The following is a 21,604-nucleotide window of genomic DNA, read 5'->3' as shown; positions in this document are numbered from 1 at the left end:
GAGATTTTTACACCCACCTTGCAAACCCAAACCCACCTAGACTTCGAACAACAGCAACAATATGGAGCAATGATTAGATCATTGTCCAGGGAAAAAAGTGCGCAAATTAGAGACTGGCAGCTCTTTCATAATGCAGCTCCGCTGGAGTCAATCGCTCCGCACCTCAGCCTTGAAAATCTAAAAGCATCATGGGCTTATCCACGCGGTGTATTGGATGGCATCGCATTACGCCTGCGCCATTCGGATGCAGCCTTGCATACTTCACTCGCTCCAGAAGGAATGATCGAATCTTTGATATTTGAGGTCTTGGAGCAGATCCGGGTAGAAAGTAACTGCCCAGATGAGCTCAAAGGATGCCGCAAGAATACTCAGACTCAATTTATTGCCTGGATGCAGCAATTTATTGCCAGTGGTGGCGTTGAAGGCAGTATTGGCCTGCTGCTTGTCACCATCTTTTCAACCGTATGGATGAAGCTTAATAGCCAACCAATTCCACAGCTCATGCAAGATATTGTTGAAGCCACTAGGGCAGGTATAGCTCAAGACATGGGCCCTTTGTTGGTCAAGCTGAAAGCAAGTCGCAATACTCAGGAAGAGTATGCACAAGTAGTTCACGAAGTAATTAGCTTAGCTTCTGGATTAATTGCAGACGAGTATCGCAATAACCCCAGTATTCGCACTAAACGCAAAAATCAAAGTGCTACCCATCTCAAAATCGAATGGGTACCCCCTCACGCTGGAAAAGTAGCGGTAGACATTAAGAGTCCCGCCAGCAACTCGAGTGAGCAGCGTCTTTTGCTCAAAAAGTCACTCGAAAAATATCATGTCTACAACTCTAGCTACGATAGCGAAGCTGAGGCCAAGAAAAAAATTCGGTCTGCTCAATTAGCCACCTATCAAGATCAACTGAATCAAGAAATTGCCAAACAAAATATTCCTTGGGCCAAGCTCATTCGAATTTATCAGCAAATCTTCGCTAGTCAGCTCCCAAAACGTTGGCAAACCACTGAGGCAGAAGGTTTGCTTGATCGCCGCTACCTGATACGCGCCGCTACCTCACCATTACAGCCAGCTCTATATAAGCAGCTTGCAACTACCAGCAAGGTAAATGCAAAAACTACACTGCTTATTGACTGCTCAGGATCAATGAAAGAGCAGCGCGTCAAAATTGCAGCCTGTGTAGATTCATTAGTGAGAATACTAGAGCAAGCAGGCATTAAAACTGAGGTTCTTGGCTACAGCACCAGCTCATGGCAAGGCGGAAGACCCTTTAAAGAATGGCGTAAAAATGGTCAACCCCCAAATCCCGGCCGCCTCAATGAACGAGCTCACTGGATTTTTAAAGACTTTGATACAAACTGGAGAAGATCTCGAGCAGGGGTCGCCGCTCTGCTGCGCCCTGAAATTTATGCAGAGAGTGTTGATGGTGAGGCACTCATATGGGCGACTGAACGATTACAAAATAGCAGCAACAATCGACATGGCAACAATACGTTGATTTTATTTTCTGATGGCTGCCCAATGGATAGAGCAACTATTGAGGCAAATGGCGAGGAATTTCTAAAGAATCACCTTCTACAGGCTATTGCTTGGTGCGAGCAACAGCCCAATCTTCAGTTGTGGGGCTGCGGCATTGGTTCCGAACTACGTCCAGTCTTTCAACATCGCCTTAGCTGGGATGAAGATCCTAACAATATCGCCAGCACCTTAAAAAACTGGGCAAGCGAATTCAAAGCATTATCTTTTACAAACAAAAAATATTTATAACAAAGCAATCGGAGAAAAATACTATGTCATCTTTCAAGAGTACTTTTATTAAGCAGAAAAAATGGGTTGCCGTGCTTTGTTATGCACTTGGCATATTAGGCTCTAGCAATCTAGCCGCACAATCATGGCCCGATAAACCTATCAAGATGATTGTTCCATTTGCCGCAGGCGGAAGCGCAGACATTTTAGGCAGAATCCTTTCCCAAGAGCTTGGCAAGAATCTTGGACAAAACGTGATTGTTGAAAATCGCGGGGGAGCAGGCGGAAATATTGGGGCAGAACTAGTAGCCAAATCTCCAGCGGATGGCTACACCATTCTCCTAGCCTCTGGCAGCATGATGACAGTGAATCCCTTTATCTACAAAAAGGCAGCCATTAACTATGCAAAAGACTTAACTTACATCACCACTATTGCAACGGTGCCGATGGTCATTGCTGTAAATCCGAAGCTTCCAGTAAATACACTCCCCGAACTGATCGCCTTAGCTAAAACCAAAGAACTGAATTTTGGATCCGCAGGTATCGGCAGCCAGATACACATGGCCAATGAAAACTTTATTTATGCAGCCGGAATTCAGGCAACTCACGTGCCTTATAAAGGTGAGAACCCTGCTTTGAATGATTTGATAGCTGGGCAAATTGATTTCATGGCAGGTAACTTCCCTGCAACCGGCGGTTTTGCTAAAGCAGGACAAGTAAAAGCACTTGCCGTTACAAGTAGCAAGCGATTAAAGCAATTACCCAATGTCCCTACCGTCTCTGAAGCGGCGATTCCTGGATTTGAAAATACTGGTTGGTTTGCTTTGGCAGTTCCAATGGGCACACCACAATCAATCATTGACAAAATTTATGTGGCCACCGAAAAATCTTTCAAAGCTCCAACCCTGCTTGCCAATTTGGATACCAACGGTTTAACGCCAATGATGATGAAAAGCAAAGATGTGGATGCCAAAATACAAGCCGAGTCTGCAAACTGGGAAAAAGTCATTAAGGCTCGAAATATTCCAACCCAATAAAAAACCATCAAAGAAAAAGCCACCCCGAAGGATGGCTTAAAAGATTTTTTTGGAGGTACTACCTAAAGAATGAACTACGAATTCATATTAATACTCTAGAAATCTCCTCCTGATAGCATTTGCATGATTACAGGGATTAATGCATCAAGTTGGTGCATCAATCCCTAGTTTTTAGGGGTTGGGCTTCTTAATTGCCAAAGGCAGATCCTTGGTGGTGGCGTAGAAAACCACCAATTCCACGGGTACGGAACCTTGATTGATGCCGTGATGCCACTTTTCAACCATCTCGATCACAACATCGCCCTTTTTAAAGTTGCGCTGCATACCGCCCTCTTGAAAGACTGTCAGCTCCCCATCAATTACATAAGCAGCATTAATAGCGGGATGCTTGTGAATTGGTAACGCAGTATTTGGAGGGATAGTAAATCGCATTACAGCAACCTCTGGCGCACTCATCAAATAAGGAGGCAATGGGCTACCTGTCCAATCATTACCACTGCGAACCACCAAGTCCGTCACTATTCCAGGATGATTTTCATCCGCGTGTACAGGAGTAAGTGAAGCAAAAACTAAAGTAAATAGGGGTAGCGAGAATTTCACCAATCTCATAATGAAATCTTAGTGATTTTCTTTAGCATGGTTGATTGAATATTTGGGGATTTCAATCACCAAATCCTGCTTTGCCACAATAGCCTGGCAAGACAAACGAGATTGAGGATTTAAACCCCAGGCACGGTCCAGCATATCTTCTTCATTCTCATCGGGAGGATTTAAGCTTTGAAAGCCCTCTTTCACAATCACATGACAGGTAGTACAGGCGCACACCATATCGCAAGCATGCTCAATTGGAATATCGTTCTCCAACAAAGCCTCACAAATCGACGTACCCGGAGCAACCTCAACAACTGCTCCTTCAGGACAATACTCACTATGCGGTAGGACAACGATTTGGGTCATGATTCTTTTCTACTTATGTTCTATTAATATTTTCTTGCTTAAATTTCAGCAACATTTTTTCCGGACAAAGCCTTCTGAATGCTAGCGTTCATGCGTTTTTGTGCAAAGTCATCGGTAGCTTTAGCAGCTCGGTCAACTGCCTTGCGAACGATTTCGCTATCCTTCTCTTCATTCAATATTTTTTGAAGCAATGCCATTTCTTGATCGACCTTATTCTGCTCTTCTGCATTGAGAAGATTGCGATCACTATTGAGAGCTGTTTGTACTGCGTCCAGCAAGCGCTGAGCATTAACCTGCTCTTCACGCAAGGATCTAGAAAGCAAATCTTCTTTAGCAGAGGCAAAACCATCCTGCAGCATGCGTGTAATCTCTGCGTCAGTTAAGCCGTAAGAAGGCTTAATATCAATTGACGCTTTAACGCCAGAGCCTTGCTCGGTTGCGCTTACAGATAGAAGGCCATCAGCATCCACTTGGAAGGTAACGCGGATGCGTGCAGCTCCCGCAGCCATGGCTGGTATACCGCGTAACTCAAATTTACCGAGAGAGCGGCAATCTTGTGCCAACTCACGTTCGCCCTGTACCACCTGAATTGCCAAGGCAGTCTGGCCGTCTTTAAAGGTTGTGAAATCCTGCGCTCTAGCTACTGGAATTGGCGTATTACGAGGAATAATCTTTTCTACCAAGCCGCCCATGGTTTCCACACCAAGAGAAAGTGGAATGACATCCAACAAGAGCCACTCATCATCTTTACTCTGATTACCAGCCAGCAGATCAGCCTGCATTGCTGCGCCTAATGCAACAACTTGATCAGGATTTAAATTATTTAATGGCTGCGTACCAAATAACTCTCCAACAGCACGCTGCACATTTGGCATGCGGGTTGAACCACCCACCATCACCACGCCTTTAACATCCTCAGATTTGAGTCCTGCATCTCGCAAGGCCTTTTTACAAGCCATGAGAGTTTTGGTAACGAGATTCTGAGTGATCTCAAAAAATTGGGCTTGGCTGATACCGACATTAACTACCGTGCCATCAGCAAGCGTTTCATGAACGCGCGCTAACGGATTGTGGCTAAGCTGCTCTTTCGCATGTTTACAGGCCTGCAAGAGCGTACGATGATCATGTATTGATAGTGGCGGAAGCTTAGCTTGCTCAATGACCCAGCAATACAAGCGATGATCGAAGTCATCACCACCTAGAGCAGAGTCACCCCCAGTAGAAAGAACCTCGAAGACACCCCTACTCATACGCAGTATGGAAATATCAAAAGTGCCACCACCCAAATCGTAGACGGCGTATACCCCTTCCGAGGCATTATCTAAGCCATAGGCAATTGCTGCCGCAGTTGGCTCATTCAATAAACGGAGGACTTCAATACCAGCTAATTTCGCAGCATCTTTCGTTGCTTGGCGTTGAGCATCATCAAAGTATGCAGGGACTGTAATTACAGCACCGACGATTTCATCATTCACAGAGTCTTCTGCCAACTGACGCAAGCGTGCCAAGATTTCAGCAGAAACTTCAATTGGACTCTTGTCCCCAGCCACTGTTCTTAATTTAAGCATTCCGGGCTGATCAACAAAATCATATGGAGCACTTTCAATATGCTCCACATCAAGTAAACCTCTACCCATAAAACGCTTCACTGAAACAATCGTATTTTTTGGATCAAGCACGATACTTTCAAGGGCCTCAAAACCAGCTTGAGTTCTACCGTTGGGTAGATAGCGAATCACTGATGGAAGCAACTCACGACCCTGAGCATCTGCCAAGACTTTTGGCAAGGCATCGCGCACAATCGCTACCAAAGAATTAGTAGTGCCCAAATCAATGCCCACGGCAATACGACGCTGATGAGGCGCTAGCGATTTACCGGGTTCAGAGATTTGTAATAAGGCCATAGGAGATAGAGTTTAGCTTGGGTAAGGACTAGATTAAGGCCGCAATAGTGTCGTCAAGCTCAACCGCAAACTTATCGATAAACAACAAACCACGCAGTAGCTCTGCTGCTCGCTGATAATTCTTAGCGCCATCAATAGCCTGAGTGATTTCTGCAAGAGTATCTGCTTTAGATTCCTCAACTTCAGACATTAAGTCCTCAAGTGCAGGCAAGTCTTCCGCCTGTTCGTCTAGATTTTCACGCCATTCCATCTGCTTCATCAGAAAAGCAGCAGGCATTGCTGTATTGGTCTCCAACTTGGCATCAACGCCATGAAGTTGACACATATACAAGCCACGTTGGATGGGATTTTTAAGCGTCTGGTAAGCGGTATTCGCTAAGGTCGCCATTTGCATAGCAAGGCGCTGCTCAGAGTCACTTCCGCGGGCGAAGCGATCAGGATGTACTTCTTTCTGAATTGCTAGGTAAGCCTGATCTAATGCAGGCAAATCGATTTTGAATTGCTGATTTAAACCAAAGAAGTGAAAGTAATCGTCAGACGCGGAAGGATTCGCCACAACCACACTCATCTTTTACGTTTGGATTTTGAAACTTAAATCCCTCGTTCAAACCCTCGCGTACAAAATCCAGCTCTGTACCATCTAAGTAAGCCAAACTTTTTGGATCTACAAACACCTTAATGCCATTGGACTCAAATACTTGATCCTCAGCGGCGGGCTCATCTACATACTCAAGTTGATACGCCAAACCAGAACATCCTGTAGTACGAACGCCCAAGCGTAAGCCACAACCTTTACCGCGTTTTTGTAGATTGCGGTTTACGTGTGCAGCTGCTTTGTCGGTTAAGGTAATTGCCATAGTGGTATCTGCTTATTTCGCTGGATGCTTTTCTTTGTAATCGGCTACCGCAGCCTTGATGGCATCTTCAGCCAAGATGGAGCAGTGAATTTTTACTGGTGGCAATGCAAGTTCTTCAGCGATCAATGAATTCTTGATCTCAAGCGCTTGATCCAAAGTCTTACCTTTAACCCACTCGGTTACCAATGAAGATGAAGCAATCGCAGAGCCGCAGCCGTAAGTCTTGAACTTAGCATCCTCAATTACACCTTTTTCATTCACGCGAATTTGCAACTTCATCACGTCACCACATGCAGGTGCGCCAACCATGCCGGTACCTACGCTGTCGTCACCTTTTTCAAATGAACCAACGTTGCGGGGATTTTCGTAGTGGTCGATGACCTTATCGCTATATGCCATGGTATTTCCTCTTTAATTTCTTTATCTTTATATTTCTTTAGTGTGCTGCCCATTGAATCGTGCTTAAGTCGATTCCATCTTTGTACATTTCCCACAGTGGTGATAACTCACGCAACTTGGCAATCTTTTCTTTCACCAACTTGATGGTGAAATCCACTTCTTCCTCAGTCGTAAAGCGGCCTAAGGTAAAACGAATAGAGCTATGGGCTAATTCATCATTGCGGCCAAGGGCACGCAATACATACGAAGGCTCCAAAGATGCTGAAGTACATGCCGAACCGGAAGAGATCGCTAAATCCTTCAATGCCATCAGCATGGACTCCCCCTCAACATAGTTAAAGCTAATGTTCAGGTTATGAGGCACTCGATTGTCCATGTCGCCGTTGACATAAACCTCTTCAATATCTTTTAAGCCATTTAATAAGCGGTCACGCAAAGCACGGATACGCTTGTTTTCTTCGGCCATATCGATGCGAGCAATACGGAATGCCTCGCCCATACCAACAATCTGATGCACGGCCAAGGTACCAGAGCGCATACCACGCTCATGACCGCCACCATGAATCTGAGCCTCAATGCGAATACGGGGCTTACGACGCACAAACAAGGCGCCAATACCTTTGGGTCCATAAGTCTTATGAGCGGAGAAGCTCATCAAATCTACTTTGGTCTTTTCTAAATCAATTTCTATTTTGCCGGTCGCTTGCGCTGCATCTACGTGAAAAATGACGCCGCGTGAACGGCACAATTCACCAATCGCAGGAATATCTTGCACAACACCGATTTCATTGTTGACATACATCACTGAGGCCAAAATTGTTCCCGGCTTCATTGCAGCTTCAAGTTGCGCAAAATCAATCAAACCATTCGGCAGTACATCTAAGTAAGTGACATCAAAGCCTTCGCGCTCTAATTCGCGGCATGTATCTAAAGTAGCCTTGTGCTCAGTCTTTACGGTGATGATGTGATTGCCACGATCTTTATAAAAATGCGCAGCGCCTTTTAATGCCAAATTAATACTTTCAGTCGCGCCGCTAGTAAATACGATTTCCCGTGGATCAGCATGTACCAAAAGGGCAACTTCTGAACGCGCCCACTCCACCGCCTCTTCTGCGGCCCAGCCATAAGCGTGGCTGCGTGACGCAGCATTACCGAACTGCTCGCGCAGATAAGGCAACATTTTGTCGACCACAAGAGGATCAATCGGCGCAGTAGCGGAATAGTCCATGTAAACCGGGAAGTGCTTAGGGCTAAACATCGGAACCGGTTGCTTTGGAAGATCTTTTGGGGCGTTCATGGTTTATCTATCGGTAGGTAATACGTTATTAACTTTGTCGCGCCAAATTAAATACTGAATTAATTAATGGTGCTTTAGGGGCTACTTCTTTTTTAGCCGCAAGCGCAGGAGCAGGCTTATCTGCTTTAGCGCTTTCAACTTTGATTTTCTTTTGACGCATATCTTGAATCACAATGCCGCGTCCTTCTTGTTGTTGCACTAAATCTTTCAAACTCACTGAACTCAAGTACTCAACCATTTTGGAATTGAGATTACTCCAGAGATCATGCGTCATACAGCGGCCATGATTTTCTTCATCGGTATGGCAATTGCCTTTACCGCCACATTGAGTCGCATCGAGTGGCTCGTCAACTGCAACGATGATGTCAGCAACACTCACCTCGGAAGATGGTCGCGCCAGGGTGTAACCACCGCCAGGACCACGAGTACTTTCCACGATATTGAAACGGCGTAATTTGCCGAACAATTGCTCGAGGTAAGAAAGGGAAATTTTTTGCCTTTGGCTTATTCCAGCCAAAGTTACAGGGCCATGCGTTTCACGCAGGGCTAAATCAATCATTGCGGTTACTGCAAAACGACCTTTAGTTGTAAGTCTCATATGTCACCTTGGTAATGGATTGTTATGGACAGCTCACAGTCGGGCGGGTAATACCCGACCATTCCACTCAACTTTAACATAATCCCTAGCAATCTGCTCGGGAATTATCCCAAAAATCCCTCAGGCAAACCGGGAATTAGCTGGTTAGGCCTTTAGACCGAGTCCCTGGACCTAGCCCCAAAGGCCATTTCTTTGACTTTAGTAAGTCGATCACGGGTGCTGGCAGCCTTTTCAAACTCCAAATTCTTGGCTTCAGCGTTCATTTGCTTCTCTAAGCGCTTAATTTCAGCCGCCAGGTCCTTCTCGCCCATATCCTCATAGCGAGCCCGCTCCTGCTCAACCTGCATCTCCTGACGCTTCTCTTTGACATCGTAGACGCCGTCAATGATGTCTTTGATCCGCTTTTGAACCCCTTTTGGCTCTATTCCATGTAGTTTATTAAAGGCAATTTGTTTAGTTCGGCGTCTTTCGGTCTCCCCCATCGCCCGCTTCATGGAATCGGTAATACGATCGGCGTACAAAATCGCTTTGCCGCGCACGTTACGAGCTGCCCGTCCAATGGTCTGAATCAAACTACGTTCAGAACGCAAGAAGCCTTCTTTATCGGCATCCAAAATGGCAACCAGTGAGACTTCAGGAATATCCAATCCTTCGCGCAATAAGTTAATACCAACCAAGACATCAAAGACGCCCAAACGTAAGTCGCGCAAAATTTCTACGCGCTCCACCGTATCAATATCTGAGTGAACATAACGCACCTTCACACCATTATCAGAAAGATAATCGGTTAATTGCTCTGCCATGCGCTTGGTTAATACAGTTACCAAAACACGTTCGCCAACTTTGACTCGTGCATGAATTTGATCTAACAAATCGTCCACTTGTGTACTTGCAGGTAAGACTTCGATTTCTGGATCTACCAATCCAGTTGGTCTAGCTACTTGTTCAACAACTTGACCTTGATGCGTATTCTCATAATCTGCTGGCGTTGCAGAAACAAAAATTGTTTGACGCATCTTCGTTTCAAACTCAGCAAATTTGAGTGGACGGTTATCCATCGCAGAAGGTAAACGGAAACCAAACTCTACCAAGGTATGTTTACGCGATTTATCGCCGTTATACATCGCATTGAGCTGTCCAATTAAGACGTGGCTTTCATCAAGGAACATCAAAGCATCATTAGGCAGGTAGTCCACCAGCGTAGGCGGAGCTTCGCCAGGCGCGGCGCCAGAGAGGTGGCGAGAGTAGTTCTCGATCCCTTTACAAAAACCCAATTCATTGAGCATTTCCAAATCAAAACGGGTGCGCTGTTCAAGACGTTGTGCTTCAACCAACTTACCATCTTTAACGAACTCATCTAAGCGAGTACGCAATTCTGTTTTAATTGTTTCGATGGCTTTCAGAACTGTGTCGCGCGGAGTAACGTAGTGCGAACTTGGATACACCGTAAAACGTGGGATCTTCTGACGAATTTTTCCAGTGAGCGGATCAAAGAACTGTAAGCTCTCAATAACATCGTCAAACAACTCAACACGCACTGCCAACTCATTATGTTCGGCAGGGAAAATATCAATCGTGTCACCGCGTACTCTAAATACACCACGCTTGAAATCTAATTCATTACGATCATACTGCATGGCAATGAGTCGCATCAAAATATCGCGCTGACTCATCTTGTCACCAGGGCGCAACGTCATCACCATGCTGTGATAGTCGCCCGGATTACCGATACCGTAGATTGCAGAAACAGTAGCAACAATGATGACGTCACGACGCTCTAAAAGACTCTTGGTAGCCGACAAACGCATCTGCTCGATGTGTTCATTAATTGAAGAGTCTTTTTCAATAAAGAGATCGCGCTGAGGTACGTAAGCCTCAGGTTGGTAATAGTCGTAGTAACTGACGAAGTACTCAACGGCATTTTTGGGAAAAAACTCCCTAAATTCACTATAAAGTTGGGCAGCCAGGGTTTTATTCGGGGCAAAAATGATGGCTGGGCGACCTGTTCTGGCAATCACATTGGCCATCGTGAAGGTCTTTCCAGACCCAGTAACCCCTAAAAGCGTCTGAAAGGTCAATCCATCCTCTATACCCTCCACAAGGGCATCAATCGCCTGAGGTTGGTCGCCAGCAGGTGCAAATGGCTGATAGAGCTGATAAGGGGAGTCTGGGAAGGTCACAAACTTAGTAGGATCAAGGTCGTGGCCGGCCTCGCCCAATGGATCTGCCGCCGGGCTTTTATTTACCGTTTTTACTTCGGAATTTGGAGCAATTTTGGGCAACTTAGGGGGCATCTCGGCTATCATTTCACCTGTGAGATTTCTTCACAGCGAATTTTGTACAAACAATGATTTTGCCGTTTTTCTTAGGAAATAGTTGATTCTGGCCTCAAAAACCGACAATTAAACTGAATTTAACGTCAATTACGAACAAAACCATCCTTTAACCCTCAATTTCAAGCTCAAATGACCCTGTTTGCCTCAGTTCAACTAGCCCCTAAAGATCCTATTTTTGGCCTCACAGAAGCCTACGTTGCAGACCAACGTGCTGACAAAGTGAATTTAGGTGTTGGCGTGTATTACACAGATGAAGGCAAGGTTCCCCTTTTAAAAGCGGTAATCAAAGCTGAAGAGGCAATTGTTGCGAAGCACTCTCCACGCAGCTACATTCCCATCGAAGGCCCAAATCCATATAACAGCGCAGTGCAAAACTTATTGTTTGGCGCTGACTCATCACTCATTAAGGATGGTCGTGTTGTAACAGCTGAGTGCCTTGGTGGCACAGGTGCATTACGTGTTGGCGCAGACTTTATTAAACGCCTCAACTTAAATGCGCCATGCGCGATTAGCAATCCAACTTGGGAAAACCATCGCGGCATTTTTGAATCTGCTGGCTTTGAAGTAGTTGAGTACACCTACTTCGACGGCAAAACTCGTGGCGTCGATTTTGATGGCATGGTGAAATCTTTAGAATCATTCCCAAAGAACACCACCGTGTTATTGCATGCTTGCTGCCACAACCCAACTGGCGCAGATATTACTGAAGCGCAATGGCGTCAAGTAATTGATATCTGCAAAAATAAGGGCTTGATTCCTTTCTTGGATATGGCCTACCAAGGCTTTGCAGCTGGGATTGAGCAAGATGGTGTTGCAGTTCGCCTGTTTGCCGAATCAGGCATGTCTTTCTTTGTATCAAGCTCTTTCTCTAAGTCATTCTCACTCTATGGTGAGCGTGTTGGCGCACTGTCCATCGTGACACAAAGCAAAGATGAATCTACTCGCGTGCTTTCACAATTGAAACGCGTGATTCGTACTAACTACTCCAACCCACCAACTCACGGCGCAGCAATTGCTGCTGCTGTTTTAAATTCACCAGAACTGCGCAAGCTCTGGGAAGATGAGTTGGCAGAGATGCGTGATCGCATTAAAGCAATGCGTCATGGTCTGGTGGAAAAACTCGCTGCTGCTGGTGTCAAGCAAGATTTTGCTTTTATCGAAAAGCAGCGTGGAATGTTTTCTTACTCAGGCTTAACGGCTGAGCAAGTTGAGCGCTTACAGAAAGAGGACGGCATTTATGCTCTCTCTACTGGACGCATTTGTGTGGCGGCCCTCAATACTAAAAATATTGATAAAGTGGCTAAAGCAATCGCCCGCGTCTTAGCGTAACAAGCGGATACCCTGAATTACCGGAGGCACCATGCTATATCAGTTACACGAATTCCAAAAAGCCTTACTTCAGCCTGTTAGCTCATGGGCACGCGCTGCTTCTGAAGCTTTTATTAACGCTTCTAATCCTGCATCAATGGTTCCAGGCTCCGAGCGTTTGGCTGCTAGCTATGAACTCCTCTACCGCTTAGGCAAGAATTACAAAAAACCAGAATTTGGTATTCGCTCCGTGCAGGCACATGGTCGCGAAGTGGCTATTCATGAAATCACCACCCTTGCAAAACCTTTCTGCAAGTTGGTTCGTTTCAAGCGCTTCTCCGATGATGTTGAAGTCATCAAAAAACTCAAAGAAGATCCTGTAGTTTTAGTAGTGGCACCTTTATCAGGTCACCACTCCACATTGTTACGTGACACTGTGCGCACACTCTTGCAAGATCACAAGGTTTACATCACCGATTGGATTGATGCACGCTTGGTTCCAGTTGAAGATGGTGAATTTGGTCTCGATGACTATGTTCACTATGTACAAGAATTTATTCGGACTATCGGCGCAAAAGATTTGCACGTGATTTCTGTATGTCAACCTACCGTTCCAACATTAGGTGCAATCTCTCTCATGGCATCTGCCGGTGAGGCAACCCCAGCATCGATGATCATGATGGGCGGCCCAATTGATGCACGTAAATCACCAACTGCCGTGAATAACTTGGCGGATCAGAAGTCATATGAGTGGTTTGAGAGTCACGTGATCTATAACGTACCACCTAACTACCCAGGCGCTGGTCGCAAAGTGTATCCAGGCTTCTTGCAACATACTGGCTTTATTGCCATGAACCCGCAAAACCATTTGCAGTCTCATTGGGATTACTTCCAAAACTTGGTACGTGGCGACGAACAGGATGCTGAATCACATATTCGCTTCTACGATGAATACAACGCCGTATTGGATTTAGACTCCAAGTTCTACCTAGACACTATCAAGACTGTGTTCCAAGACTATGCATTGCCTAATGGAACATGGGAAGTTGCTGGTGAGCTCGTGAAACCACAAGACATCAAAAAGACTGCCCTCCTTACTGTTGAAGGTGAGCTTGATGATATTTCTGGAAGCGGTCAAACACGTTCAGCCCATGGTTTGTGTGCAGGCATTCCAAAAGAGAACAAAGACCACTATGAAGTTGCGGGTGCAGGTCACTACGGCATCTTTGCTGGACGTCGTTGGCGCGATAAGGTTTATCCAAAAATCAAAGCCTTTATTCGCGAACATCAGAACACGAAGAAAACCGCTACTCAAACTACTAAGTCTGCATAAATTAAGGGCTCTTCGGGGCCTTTAATTTTAAGAGGACCCTTGTAAGTAATGCCCATGAGCCAAGCCAATAACCTCGTTGATCAACTTGAGGATATTCTTCCGCAAACACAATGCACTAAGTGTGGCTACCCGGATTGCCGCGGATATGCAGAAGCCATGGCCAGTGGTGAAGCCTTACCGAATCGATGCCCTCCTGGCGGTATTGAGGGCATTCAGCGACTGAGCAAGGTTCTTGTGCCCATCTATTCACAGGATGCCTTTGAACTCCACCCCACCATTGATCCAGAGTGCGGTGTAGAACGCCCTCGCCCAGTTGCGTATATAGATCCACAGAAATGCATTGGCTGCACACTCTGTATTCAGGCATGCCCTGTTGATGCTATTGTTGGCGCCTCTAAACAAATGCACGTCGTGCTGACTGAGTGGTGCACAGGTTGCGACCTTTGCATTCCGCCGTGCCCAGTAGATTGCATCAGCATGATTAATGTCACCGGAGACAAAACTGGTTGGGACGCTTGGTCACCCGATCTTGCTGATATCGCACGTAAGCGCTATCACGAACGTGACGTACGATTAGATCGAGAGCAAAAAGATAATGATGATCGACTCGCCAAAAAGGCTGCCGCTAAATTGCAGTCTGTAAATAATGAGTCACCTCAATCTGAAGAAGCATTAAAAGAGCAAGAGCGTAAACGCGCCATCATTGCCGCAGCGATTGCACGTGCTCAACAAAAGAAATGATGAATCTAGAAAAGCGTCGTGCTTTTTTTGAGCAGCTCAAAGCAAATAATCCTAAACCAGAAACCGAGCTGGAATACAGTTCACCCTTTGAACTTCTTATTGCAGTACTGCTCTCTGCACAAGCAACAGATGTATCTGTTAACAAGGGAACACGCAAACTCTATAAGGTTGCGAATACCCCGCAAGCTCTTTTGGATCTTGGTGAAGAAGGTGTAAGACCCTACATTCAGCATATTGGTTTATTTAATTCTAAAGGTAAGCATATTCAGGAAACCTGTCGACTGCTATTGGAAAAACATGGAGGTGAAGTACCTCAGACTCGTGAAGAATTAGAAGCCTTACCAGGCGTCGGCAGAAAAACCGCAAATGTGATTCTCAATACCGCTTTTGGTCAACCTACCATCGCTGTTGATACTCATATATTCAGAGTCTCCAACCGAACAGGCTTAGCGCCAGGCAAGGATGTCGTCAAGGTGGAGGAGCAATTACTTAAACGCGTACCAAAAGAGTATCTACATGATGCCCATCACTGGCTTATTCTGCATGGTAGATATACCTGTAAGGCGCGCAACCCTGATTGCGCAGAATGCATAGTGGAGCCACTATGTGGATTCAAACAAAAAACTGGCAAAGGAAAAGTTCGTGGCGATATTTAATCCAACCCGTGAAGAAGTACGTCGCTTTTTCTGCGATACCTGGAAAAAGAAGACGGAGAATCATATTCTTGATCCGATGGAAACGCTTGCTAGCGATTGGATGTCAGAACATCCGGAATACCATGCTCTCCTCGCCGATCCAGAAGGCGCCCTAGCGCAGGACTACACACCAGAGCGTGGAGAAACAAATCCCTTCCTTCATTTATCAATGCATTTATCAATTAGCGAGCAAATCTCAATTAATCAACCACCTGGCATTAAGGAGATCGCCGACAAGCTGTCATTGAAGGCAGGCTCAATGCATGAAGCCCAGCACCTCATGATGGAATGCCTAGGGCAAGTGATGTGGGAGGCACAACGTGAGGGTCAAGCTCTTAGTCCGGAGAAATATCTCGAAGCGCTTAAAAAATTAGTCTAGGCAAGATTAGCGATTACGGCTCTTATCGCTGCAGGTAACTGCTCAGCTTTTTGCTTTCTAGAGTCTATGACTGATTTTGGAGTTTCCTGTGTCTTCTGAGACCAAGCAGAGCCTGGGAAGAAAGCATCATCCCTAAATCTGGGAATGACATGCCAATGTATATGGGGAACCATATTGCCCAAAGTAGCAATATTGACCTTATCAGGATGCATAACGTGACGCAGGGCCTCTTCAACGGCAAATACCAAGGCCATTAAGTGATCACGCTCGCCATGACTGAGATCGGTCATCTCAGCTACATGACGATTCCAAATGACTCTACAGAAACCAGGCAAATCGGGATCATTTACCAGAATGACTCGACAGTCATCTCCGCGCCAAATGATCTGCCCCTCTTCGGGCTTGAGTTCGTCTTTACAGAGTAGGCAATTAGTCATGGGAAGAATGTAAACGAAAACGGCATCTAAGTCACCCTTGTGGGGTCATTTAGATGCCGCGGCAGTATTGATGTGTTACTGCTTGCTACTTACTACTTAGGGATTTCTTAGTGGAACTGCTCTTCTTCAGTTGAGCCAGTCAACGCTGTTACAGAAGACTTGCCACCTTGGATCACAGTAGTCACATCGTCGAAGTAACCAGTGCCAACTTCTTGCTGATGTGAAACGAATGTGTATCCACGATCACGAGCAGCGAATTCTGGCTCTTGTACTTTCTCGATGTATGCAGTCATACCGCGCTGCATGTAGTCTTGTGCCAAGTCGAACATGTTGTACCACATAGAGTGGATACCAGCCAATGTGATGAACTGATACTTGTAACCCATCGCGCCTAATTCACGTTGGAATTTAGCGATGGTTGCATCGTCCAAGTTTTTCTTCCAGTTGAAAGATGGTGAGCAGTTGTAAGCCAACATCTTGCCTGGGAACTTCGCACGAATTGCTTCAGCGAACTGACGAGCAAACTCAAGATCAGGAGTACCTGTTTCGCACCAAACCATATCAGCATATGCAGCGTATGCCAAACCACGTGAAATCGCTTGATCCAAGCCTTTACGTGTTTTGTAGAAGCCTTCAGCTGTACGCTCACCAGTCAAGAATGGCTTGTCATTTGCATCGTAGTCAGATGTCAATAAATCAGCAGCTTCAGCATCGGTACGAGCCAAAATAATAGTTGGAACACCCATTACGTCAGCAGCTAAGCGTGCAGAGATCAATTTTTGTACAGATTCTGTAGTTGGCAACAATACCTTGCCACCCAAGTGACCGCACTTCTTAACAGAAGACAATTGGTCTTCAAAGTGAACGCCAGCAGCACCTTGCTTGATCAATGCCTTGCTTAATTCAAATGCGTTTAATACACCGCCAAAACCAGCTTCTGCGTCAGCAACGATGGGAGCGAAGTACTCGATATAACCTGCATCACCCTTGTTAATACCTTTAGCAGTTTGAATTTCATCAGCGCGTTGGAATGAGTTATTGATACGCTCAACCATCTTAGGAACTGAATCAACTGGATACAAAGATTGATCTGGATACATCGCTGCATAAGAGTTACCGTCAGCAGCAACTTGCCAACCTGACAGGTAAATAGCTTGTACACCAGCTTTAACTTGTTGCATTGCTTGACCACCAGTCAAAGCACCTAAACAGTTAACGTAAGCCTCGTTGTTAACCAATTCCCAAAGACGCTCTGCGCCATGCTTAGCTAAAGTGTGCTCAATCTTCAATGAACCACGGAGGCGTACTACGTCCTCAGCTGTATAGCCACGAGTAATGCCCTTCCAGCGTGGATTGGTATCCCAGTCTTTTTGTAATGCTGCGATTTCTGCTTTGCGATCTGCCATGTTTTTCTCCCTAAGTTAAACAAGTACTTCAAAATTTGAGGACTCTTAAGACCAGTTCAAGTCTTATGTCTTATATAAGAGTTTAGACAGTTAACAAAAGCAAGCAAGAGAAATATAGAGCATTTATAAAAATATTTAGTTATTTAAATTCAATAACTTATGTTTATTTTTTTACTATGTGGAATGAACGTCCACTGCTTGGAATGAAATCAGGCATCGCTGACTACGTAGAATTTTACTCAGTGTAATGACATTTCATATTATGAAATTATTACTAACTAATTAAGGACTTTTAGGAGTAATTCCGGCTGACACCTTAAATACCGTTGGAATGATCATGAGCTGGAAGGCGACAATACCCAGGAATAATGCTTTTGGAAGGCCAGCATCCATAAAGAAGCCAAAGATAAAAGGTCCTACTGCAGCACCCAAATCAATTCCTGAATAAACGATTCCGTAAACACGTCCAGCAACACCTTTTGGAGTTACCGTCTTCACCAGAAGGTCTCGTGAAGGAGCAACAACGCCGTAACCAAAACCCAATCCAATAAAAAGGAAAGGAATCAGCGCCACTGGAATGAATCCCGTGCCAAGTAACAAACACATCACTATCGTTACAGATAAACATGAAGAAACAATACGTTCAGGCGCTTGTAACTTTGCTGCTAGATAACCGCCAAATAAAACTCCACCAGCACTGCCGAGTGCTAACAAAGTAATGTAATAACTTCCCACATCCAAAGGCACTTGATAAATAGAGAACAATGCACTCGGCGCAAAGGATTGCAAGCTTGAAGTGGATGCCATACTAAAGAAAAAGAAAATCCAGCACAACCAAACGGCAGTTAATTTCAGAAATGCAAATGTACTTTCTGACGGAGCTCCAGGGCTGGTAGTTTGGGTACTTGCCTGGGTATTCTCATGGCGCTCTTTAACGTCATCAACGAGATAACCTCTATTGAGCCACAGAAACACCAGAATACAAGCCTCTAGTAAGGCAGCGCATAGGAATGCGATACGCCAATCACTGAATTGAGCAATGGCCACCATGAAGGCTGGGGCTGCAGCCCACCCCAAATACCCTGTTACACCATGCATTGAATAGGCATATGGAAGATTGGGGGGTGATACCTTGTGATTAATGAGGGTGTAGTCAACAGGATGAAATATTCCGTTGCCGCAACCAGCAATCACTGCTCCCAATATGAGCATCGCATAACCATTGCTTTGTGAGTAAGTGAGTGCAGCGAGTATTAGTAAAGCAATCCCAGAAAATAATACCGGTCTTGCGCCAATACGATCTACTAAAAATCCTGAGGCAGCTTGCGCAATGCAAGACACCACAAAGAAAACTGACATGAGTAAACCGAGCTCAGCGTAACTCAATGCAAAAGCGTCCTTCAACCACGGAAACATGGGAGGAAGAACTAAATGAAAAAAGTGAGAGCTGCCGTGAGCTAGGCTAATGAGACCAATAACCCGGACATCACTGGCACGCCTACTAAGCGCAACAGTCATGCTCCGAGTTTACTGGCGCAGGAATTTTCCTGCTGAAATACTTTTTTACTACTTAATGGACCTGGCGAGAAAAGCTAAATTCACCCGCCTTATCCACATCCACAGGCACTACATCCTTAGGACCGAACTTGCCTTCCAGAATCATCTTGGAAACCGGGTTCTCAATATGCTGCTGGATGGCCCGCTTCAGCGGTCTTGCTCCAAAGACTGGATCAAACCCAACTTCAGCAATCTTATTCAAAGCCGCATCACTAACCTCAAGCTGCATATCGACTTTTGCCAAGCGATCCGACAAGTTTTTGAGCAATATCTTCGCGATATTGGCAATATTGCCTTTGTCTAAGCCGTGGAATACCACGATCTCATCGATACGGTTTAAGAACTCAGGACGGAAATGATTTTTCAATTCTTCGAACACTGCTTCTTTGATTTCCGATTGCTTTTTATCAGTCATTGATTGAATCAAATGGGAACCGATATTACTGGTCATCACAATCACCGTATTCTTGAAGTCCACAGTCCGGCCTTGACCATCAGTCAAGCGACCATCATCCAATACCTGCAAGAGTACGTTAAACACATCTGGATGTGCTTTCTCGATTTCATCGAACAAGATCACGCTATACGGATGACGACGTACTTGCTCAGTTAAATAACCACCCTCTTCATAGCCAACATAACCTGGAGGCGCACCAATTAAACGCGCAACACTATGCTTCTCCATGAACTCACTCATATCAATACGAATGAGGTGGTCTTCACTATCAAACAAGAAGCCCGCCAATGCCTTGCAAAGCTCGGTCTTACCAACGCCAGTAGGCCCAAGGAATAAGAATGAGCCATAAGGACGATTCTCTTCTGCCAAACCGGCACGAGAACGACGGATCGCATCAGACACTGCACGAATAGCTTCCTCTTGACCAACAACACGCTTATGCAAGAGCTCTTCCATCTTGAGCAATTTATCGCGCTCGCCCTGCATCATCTTGGAAACCGGAATACCTGTCGCACGAGAAACTACTTCAGCGATTTCTTCGGCGCCCACTTGGGTGCGTAGTAATTTATTTTTCACTACGCCATCTTTGTCGCCTTTTGCCTCTGCAGCTGCAGCAGATTTAAGCTTAGCTTCGAGCTCAGGCAGCTTGCCATATTGCAACTCAGCAACTTGCTCTAACTTGCCATCACGCTGCAACTTGGCGATATCAGCCTTAACCTTCTCAATCTCTTCCTTCAGATTGGCAGCGCCCAGTACGGCACCCTTCTCTGCTTTCCAGATTTCTTCCAAATCGGCATACTCAGCACCAAGACGCTTGATTTCCTCTTCAATGAGGCCTAAGCGTTTTTGGGAGGCTTCGTCCTTTTCCTTCTTAACCGCTTCACGCTCAATCTTGAGTTGAATTAAACGACGCTCGAGTTTATCCATTACTTCAGGCTTGGAATCAATTTCCATCCGAATGCGTGAACCAGCTTCATCGATCAGATCAATTGCCTTATCCGGCAAGAAACGATCAGTAATGTAGCGATGTGACAACTCAGCAGCAGCCACAATTGCTGGATCAGTGATTTCAATACCGTGATGAAGCTCATAGCGCTCTTGCAGACCACGCAAGATAGCGATGGTTGCTTCAACACTAGGCTCTTCCACCATGACTTTTTGGAAACGACGCTCTAACGCAGGATCTTTTTCAATGTACTTGCGATATTCATCTAAGGTTGTAGCGCCAATGCAATGCAATTCGCCACGAGCTAAGGCAGGTTTGAGCATATTACCGGCATCCATTGCGCCATCACCCTTACCAGCGCCAACCATCGTATGAATCTCGTCAATAAAGATGATGGTTTGACCTTCATCTTTAGCTACATCACTAAGAACCGCCTTCAGGCGCTCTTCAAACTCACCGCGATACTTCGCGCCAGCCAATAGCAAGGCCATATCCAATACCAAGACACGCTTATTCTTTAGGGTCTCAGGCACTTCGCCATTGACGATACGCTGCGCCAAGCCCTCAACAATGGCAGTCTTACCTACACCCGGTTCACCAATGAGTACGGGGTTATTCTTACCGCGGCGCTGCAATATCTGAATGGTGCGACGAATCTCATCGTCACGACCAATTACTGGATCGAGCTTGCCCATGCGAGCACGCTCTGTTAAATCCACTGTGTATTTCTTTAAGGCCTCACGTTGACCTTCAGCATCTGCACTATTCACTGATTCTCCTCCGCGCACTAAATCAATAGCCGCTTCTAACGATTTACGATTTAAGCCATTCTCGCGAGCAACCTTGCCGAGCTCGCCTTTGTCATCTGCAACCACCAACAAGAACAACTCGCCAGCAATAAATTGATCATTGCGTTTGTTAGCTTCTTTTTCGCACAAGTTCAACCAATTACTGAGATCTCGGCCAACCTGAACTTCCCCGCTAGTGCCCTGCACTTCAGGAAGGTTGCTGATAATTTTTTCCACACCTTTTTCGAGACCGGCCACATTGACGCCCGCTCTTGTTAGCAAGCTCTTTGCGCCACCATCAGAATCACGCAACATTGCCAGCAAGACATGGGCTGGCTCAATATATTGGTTGTCTTTGGCTAAAGCGATACTTTGGGCCTCACTTAAGGCCTCTTGAAACTTAGTTGTTAATTTATCTATTCTCAT

At 45.6% G+C, this 21,604-nt stretch carries 20 protein-coding genes; 7 read left to right on the top strand and 13 right to left on the bottom strand.

Features of this window, described 5'->3' with window-relative positions; all coding sequences use genetic code 11:
- Positions 1–69: 69 nt before the first annotated feature.
- Both ICN23_RS06780 and ICN23_RS06775 read left to right on the top strand, forming a co-directional pair.
- Positions 70–1,767, top strand: a complete 1,698-nt coding sequence (locus ICN23_RS06780; protein WP_216231440.1) for a hypothetical protein — start codon at positions 70–72, stop codon at positions 1,765–1,767.
- Positions 1,768–1,790: 23 nt separating this feature from the next.
- Positions 1,791–2,783 carry a tripartite tricarboxylate transporter substrate binding protein gene (locus tag ICN23_RS06775; RefSeq protein ID WP_216231439.1) on the top strand — a complete coding sequence of 331 codons (993 nt, stop codon included), beginning with the start codon at positions 1,791–1,793 and terminating at the stop codon, positions 2,781–2,783.
- Between the two features lie 171 nt (positions 2,784–2,954).
- On the opposite strand, the gene ICN23_RS06770 is transcribed toward ICN23_RS06775, so the two are convergent.
- From ICN23_RS06770 to uvrB, 9 genes are all read right to left on the bottom strand, one after another.
- The gene (locus tag ICN23_RS06770; RefSeq protein ID WP_216231438.1) at positions 2,955–3,392 is read right to left on the bottom strand and encodes a cupin domain-containing protein; all 438 of its coding nucleotides are present in this window, start codon (positions 3,390–3,392) and stop codon (positions 2,955–2,957) included.
- 9 nt (positions 3,393–3,401) lie between these two features.
- Entirely contained in the window at positions 3,402–3,740 is a 339-nt protein-coding gene (gene fdx, locus ICN23_RS06765; RefSeq protein WP_215348652.1) for an ISC system 2Fe-2S type ferredoxin, read from the bottom strand.
- A 38-nt stretch (positions 3,741–3,778) separates the two neighbouring features.
- Complete coding sequence (gene hscA, locus ICN23_RS06760; RefSeq protein ID WP_216231437.1) at positions 3,779–5,644, bottom strand: Fe-S protein assembly chaperone HscA; 1,866 nt, start codon at positions 5,642–5,644, stop codon at positions 3,779–3,781.
- Between the two features lie 28 nt (positions 5,645–5,672).
- Positions 5,673–6,200, bottom strand: coding sequence for a Fe-S protein assembly co-chaperone HscB (gene hscB, locus ICN23_RS06755; protein ID WP_370624763.1), 528 nt, complete (start codon positions 6,198–6,200; stop codon positions 5,673–5,675).
- Positions 6,178–6,501: an iron-sulfur cluster assembly protein IscA gene (iscA, locus tag ICN23_RS06750; protein ID WP_216231435.1), complete on the bottom strand. Its 324-nt coding sequence runs from the start codon at positions 6,499–6,501 to the stop codon at positions 6,178–6,180. The genes hscB and iscA overlap by 23 nt, the downstream gene beginning before the upstream one ends.
- 12 nt (positions 6,502–6,513) lie before the next feature.
- Positions 6,514–6,900, bottom strand: coding sequence for a Fe-S cluster assembly scaffold IscU (iscU, locus tag ICN23_RS06745; protein WP_216231434.1), 387 nt, complete (start codon positions 6,898–6,900; stop codon positions 6,514–6,516).
- A gap of 37 nt (positions 6,901–6,937) precedes the next feature.
- Positions 6,938–8,197 carry an IscS subfamily cysteine desulfurase gene (locus ICN23_RS06740; protein ID WP_370624762.1) on the bottom strand — a complete coding sequence of 420 codons (1,260 nt, stop codon included), beginning with the start codon at positions 8,195–8,197 and terminating at the stop codon, positions 6,938–6,940.
- Positions 8,198–8,225: 28 nt separating this feature from the next.
- Entirely contained in the window at positions 8,226–8,795 is a 570-nt protein-coding gene (locus tag ICN23_RS06735; RefSeq protein WP_216231433.1) for a Fe-S cluster assembly transcription factor, read from the bottom strand.
- Between the two features lie 152 nt (positions 8,796–8,947).
- The gene (gene uvrB, locus ICN23_RS06730) at positions 8,948–11,089 is read right to left on the bottom strand and encodes an excinuclease ABC subunit UvrB (protein ID WP_370624761.1); all 2,142 of its coding nucleotides are present in this window, start codon (positions 11,087–11,089) and stop codon (positions 8,948–8,950) included.
- A 171-nt stretch (positions 11,090–11,260) separates the two neighbouring features.
- Between uvrB and ICN23_RS06725 the strand changes: the two genes are divergently transcribed.
- The 5 genes from ICN23_RS06725 to ICN23_RS06705 are packed head-to-tail and all read left to right on the top strand — an operon-like array spanning position 11,261 to position 15,587.
- On the top strand, positions 11,261–12,460 hold the full coding sequence (locus ICN23_RS06725; protein ID WP_216214096.1) for an amino acid aminotransferase: 1,200 nt from the start codon (positions 11,261–11,263) through the stop codon (positions 12,458–12,460).
- Positions 12,461–12,491: 31 nt separating this feature from the next.
- Positions 12,492–13,772, top strand: a complete 1,281-nt coding sequence (locus tag ICN23_RS06720) for a polyhydroxyalkanoate depolymerase (protein ID WP_216231432.1) — start codon at positions 12,492–12,494, stop codon at positions 13,770–13,772.
- A 54-nt stretch (positions 13,773–13,826) separates the two neighbouring features.
- Positions 13,827–14,513 (top strand): electron transport complex subunit RsxB, encoded by a 687-nt coding sequence (gene rsxB / locus ICN23_RS06715; RefSeq protein WP_216231431.1) that lies wholly within the window; start codon positions 13,827–13,829, stop codon positions 14,511–14,513.
- Positions 14,513–15,169, top strand: a complete 657-nt coding sequence (gene nth, locus ICN23_RS06710; protein WP_216231951.1) for an endonuclease III — start codon at positions 14,513–14,515, stop codon at positions 15,167–15,169. The genes rsxB and nth overlap by 1 nt, the downstream gene beginning before the upstream one ends.
- On the top strand, positions 15,162–15,587 hold the full coding sequence (locus tag ICN23_RS06705; RefSeq protein WP_216231952.1) for a DUF1841 family protein: 426 nt from the start codon (positions 15,162–15,164) through the stop codon (positions 15,585–15,587). The genes nth and ICN23_RS06705 overlap by 8 nt, the downstream gene beginning before the upstream one ends.
- Here the strand turns inward: ICN23_RS06705 and ICN23_RS06700 are convergent.
- The 4 genes from ICN23_RS06700 to clpB all read right to left on the bottom strand — a co-directional run bounded on the left by ICN23_RS06700 (position 15,584) and on the right by clpB (position 21,604).
- Positions 15,584–16,024 (bottom strand): HIT family protein, encoded by a 441-nt coding sequence (locus tag ICN23_RS06700; RefSeq protein WP_216231430.1) that lies wholly within the window; start codon positions 16,022–16,024, stop codon positions 15,584–15,586. The genes ICN23_RS06705 and ICN23_RS06700 overlap by 4 nt on opposite strands.
- 107 nt (positions 16,025–16,131) lie before the next feature.
- A complete protein-coding gene (aceA, locus tag ICN23_RS06695) occupies positions 16,132–17,430 on the bottom strand; it encodes an isocitrate lyase (RefSeq protein ID WP_215333544.1) in 1,299 nt (432 codons plus the stop codon).
- A 282-nt stretch (positions 17,431–17,712) separates the two neighbouring features.
- Entirely contained in the window at positions 17,713–18,948 is a 1,236-nt protein-coding gene (locus ICN23_RS06690; protein ID WP_216231429.1) for an MFS transporter, read from the bottom strand.
- Positions 18,949–19,000: 52 nt separating this feature from the next.
- A complete protein-coding gene (clpB, locus tag ICN23_RS06685) occupies positions 19,001–21,604 on the bottom strand; it encodes an ATP-dependent chaperone ClpB (RefSeq protein WP_216231428.1) in 2,604 nt (867 codons plus the stop codon).

It is taken from the genome of Polynucleobacter sp. MWH-Jannik1A5 (assembly GCF_018881795.1).
GTDB lineage: Bacteria > Pseudomonadota > Gammaproteobacteria > Burkholderiales > Burkholderiaceae > Polynucleobacter.
Note: the sequence above shows the minus strand (reverse complement) of the source record. Positions and strands in the feature narration are given on the sequence as shown.

Coding starts and splice junctions, on each gene's coding strand:
- ICN23_RS06780 (WP_216231440.1), top strand. CDS start 70: ATGATTAGATCATTGTCCAGGGAAAAAAGTGCGCAAATTAGAGACTGG.
- fdx (WP_215348652.1), bottom strand. CDS start 3,740: ATGACCCAAATCGTTGTCCTACCGCATAGTGAGTATTGTCCTGAAGGA.
- ICN23_RS06725 (WP_216214096.1), top strand. CDS start 11,261: ATGACCCTGTTTGCCTCAGTTCAACTAGCCCCTAAAGATCCTATTTTT.
- clpB (WP_216231428.1), bottom strand. CDS start 21,604: ATGAGAATAGATAAATTAACAACTAAGTTTCAAGAGGCCTTAAGTGAG.
- ICN23_RS06690 (WP_216231429.1), bottom strand. CDS start 18,948: ATGACTGTTGCGCTTAGTAGGCGTGCCAGTGATGTCCGGGTTATTGGT.
- nth (WP_216231951.1), top strand. CDS start 14,513: ATGAATCTAGAAAAGCGTCGTGCTTTTTTTGAGCAGCTCAAAGCAAAT.
- ICN23_RS06735 (WP_216231433.1), bottom strand. CDS start 8,795: ATGAGACTTACAACTAAAGGTCGTTTTGCAGTAACCGCAATGATTGAT.
- ICN23_RS06775 (WP_216231439.1), top strand. CDS start 1,791: ATGTCATCTTTCAAGAGTACTTTTATTAAGCAGAAAAAATGGGTTGCC.
- hscA (WP_216231437.1), bottom strand. CDS start 5,644: ATGGCCTTATTACAAATCTCTGAACCCGGTAAATCGCTAGCGCCTCAT.
- ICN23_RS06700 (WP_216231430.1), bottom strand. CDS start 16,024: ATGACTAATTGCCTACTCTGTAAAGACGAACTCAAGCCCGAAGAGGGG.
- ICN23_RS06770 (WP_216231438.1), bottom strand. CDS start 3,392: ATGAGATTGGTGAAATTCTCGCTACCCCTATTTACTTTAGTTTTTGCT.
- ICN23_RS06740 (WP_370624762.1), bottom strand. CDS start 8,197: ATGAACGCCCCAAAAGATCTTCCAAAGCAACCGGTTCCGATGTTTAGC.
- ICN23_RS06720 (WP_216231432.1), top strand. CDS start 12,492: ATGCTATATCAGTTACACGAATTCCAAAAAGCCTTACTTCAGCCTGTT.
- iscA (WP_216231435.1), bottom strand. CDS start 6,501: ATGGCAATTACCTTAACCGACAAAGCAGCTGCACACGTAAACCGCAAT.
- uvrB (WP_370624761.1), bottom strand. CDS start 11,089: ATGCCCCCTAAGTTGCCCAAAATTGCTCCAAATTCCGAAGTAAAAACG.
- aceA (WP_215333544.1), bottom strand. CDS start 17,430: ATGGCAGATCGCAAAGCAGAAATCGCAGCATTACAAAAAGACTGGGAT.
- iscU (WP_216231434.1), bottom strand. CDS start 6,900: ATGGCATATAGCGATAAGGTCATCGACCACTACGAAAATCCCCGCAAC.
- rsxB (WP_216231431.1), top strand. CDS start 13,827: ATGAGCCAAGCCAATAACCTCGTTGATCAACTTGAGGATATTCTTCCG.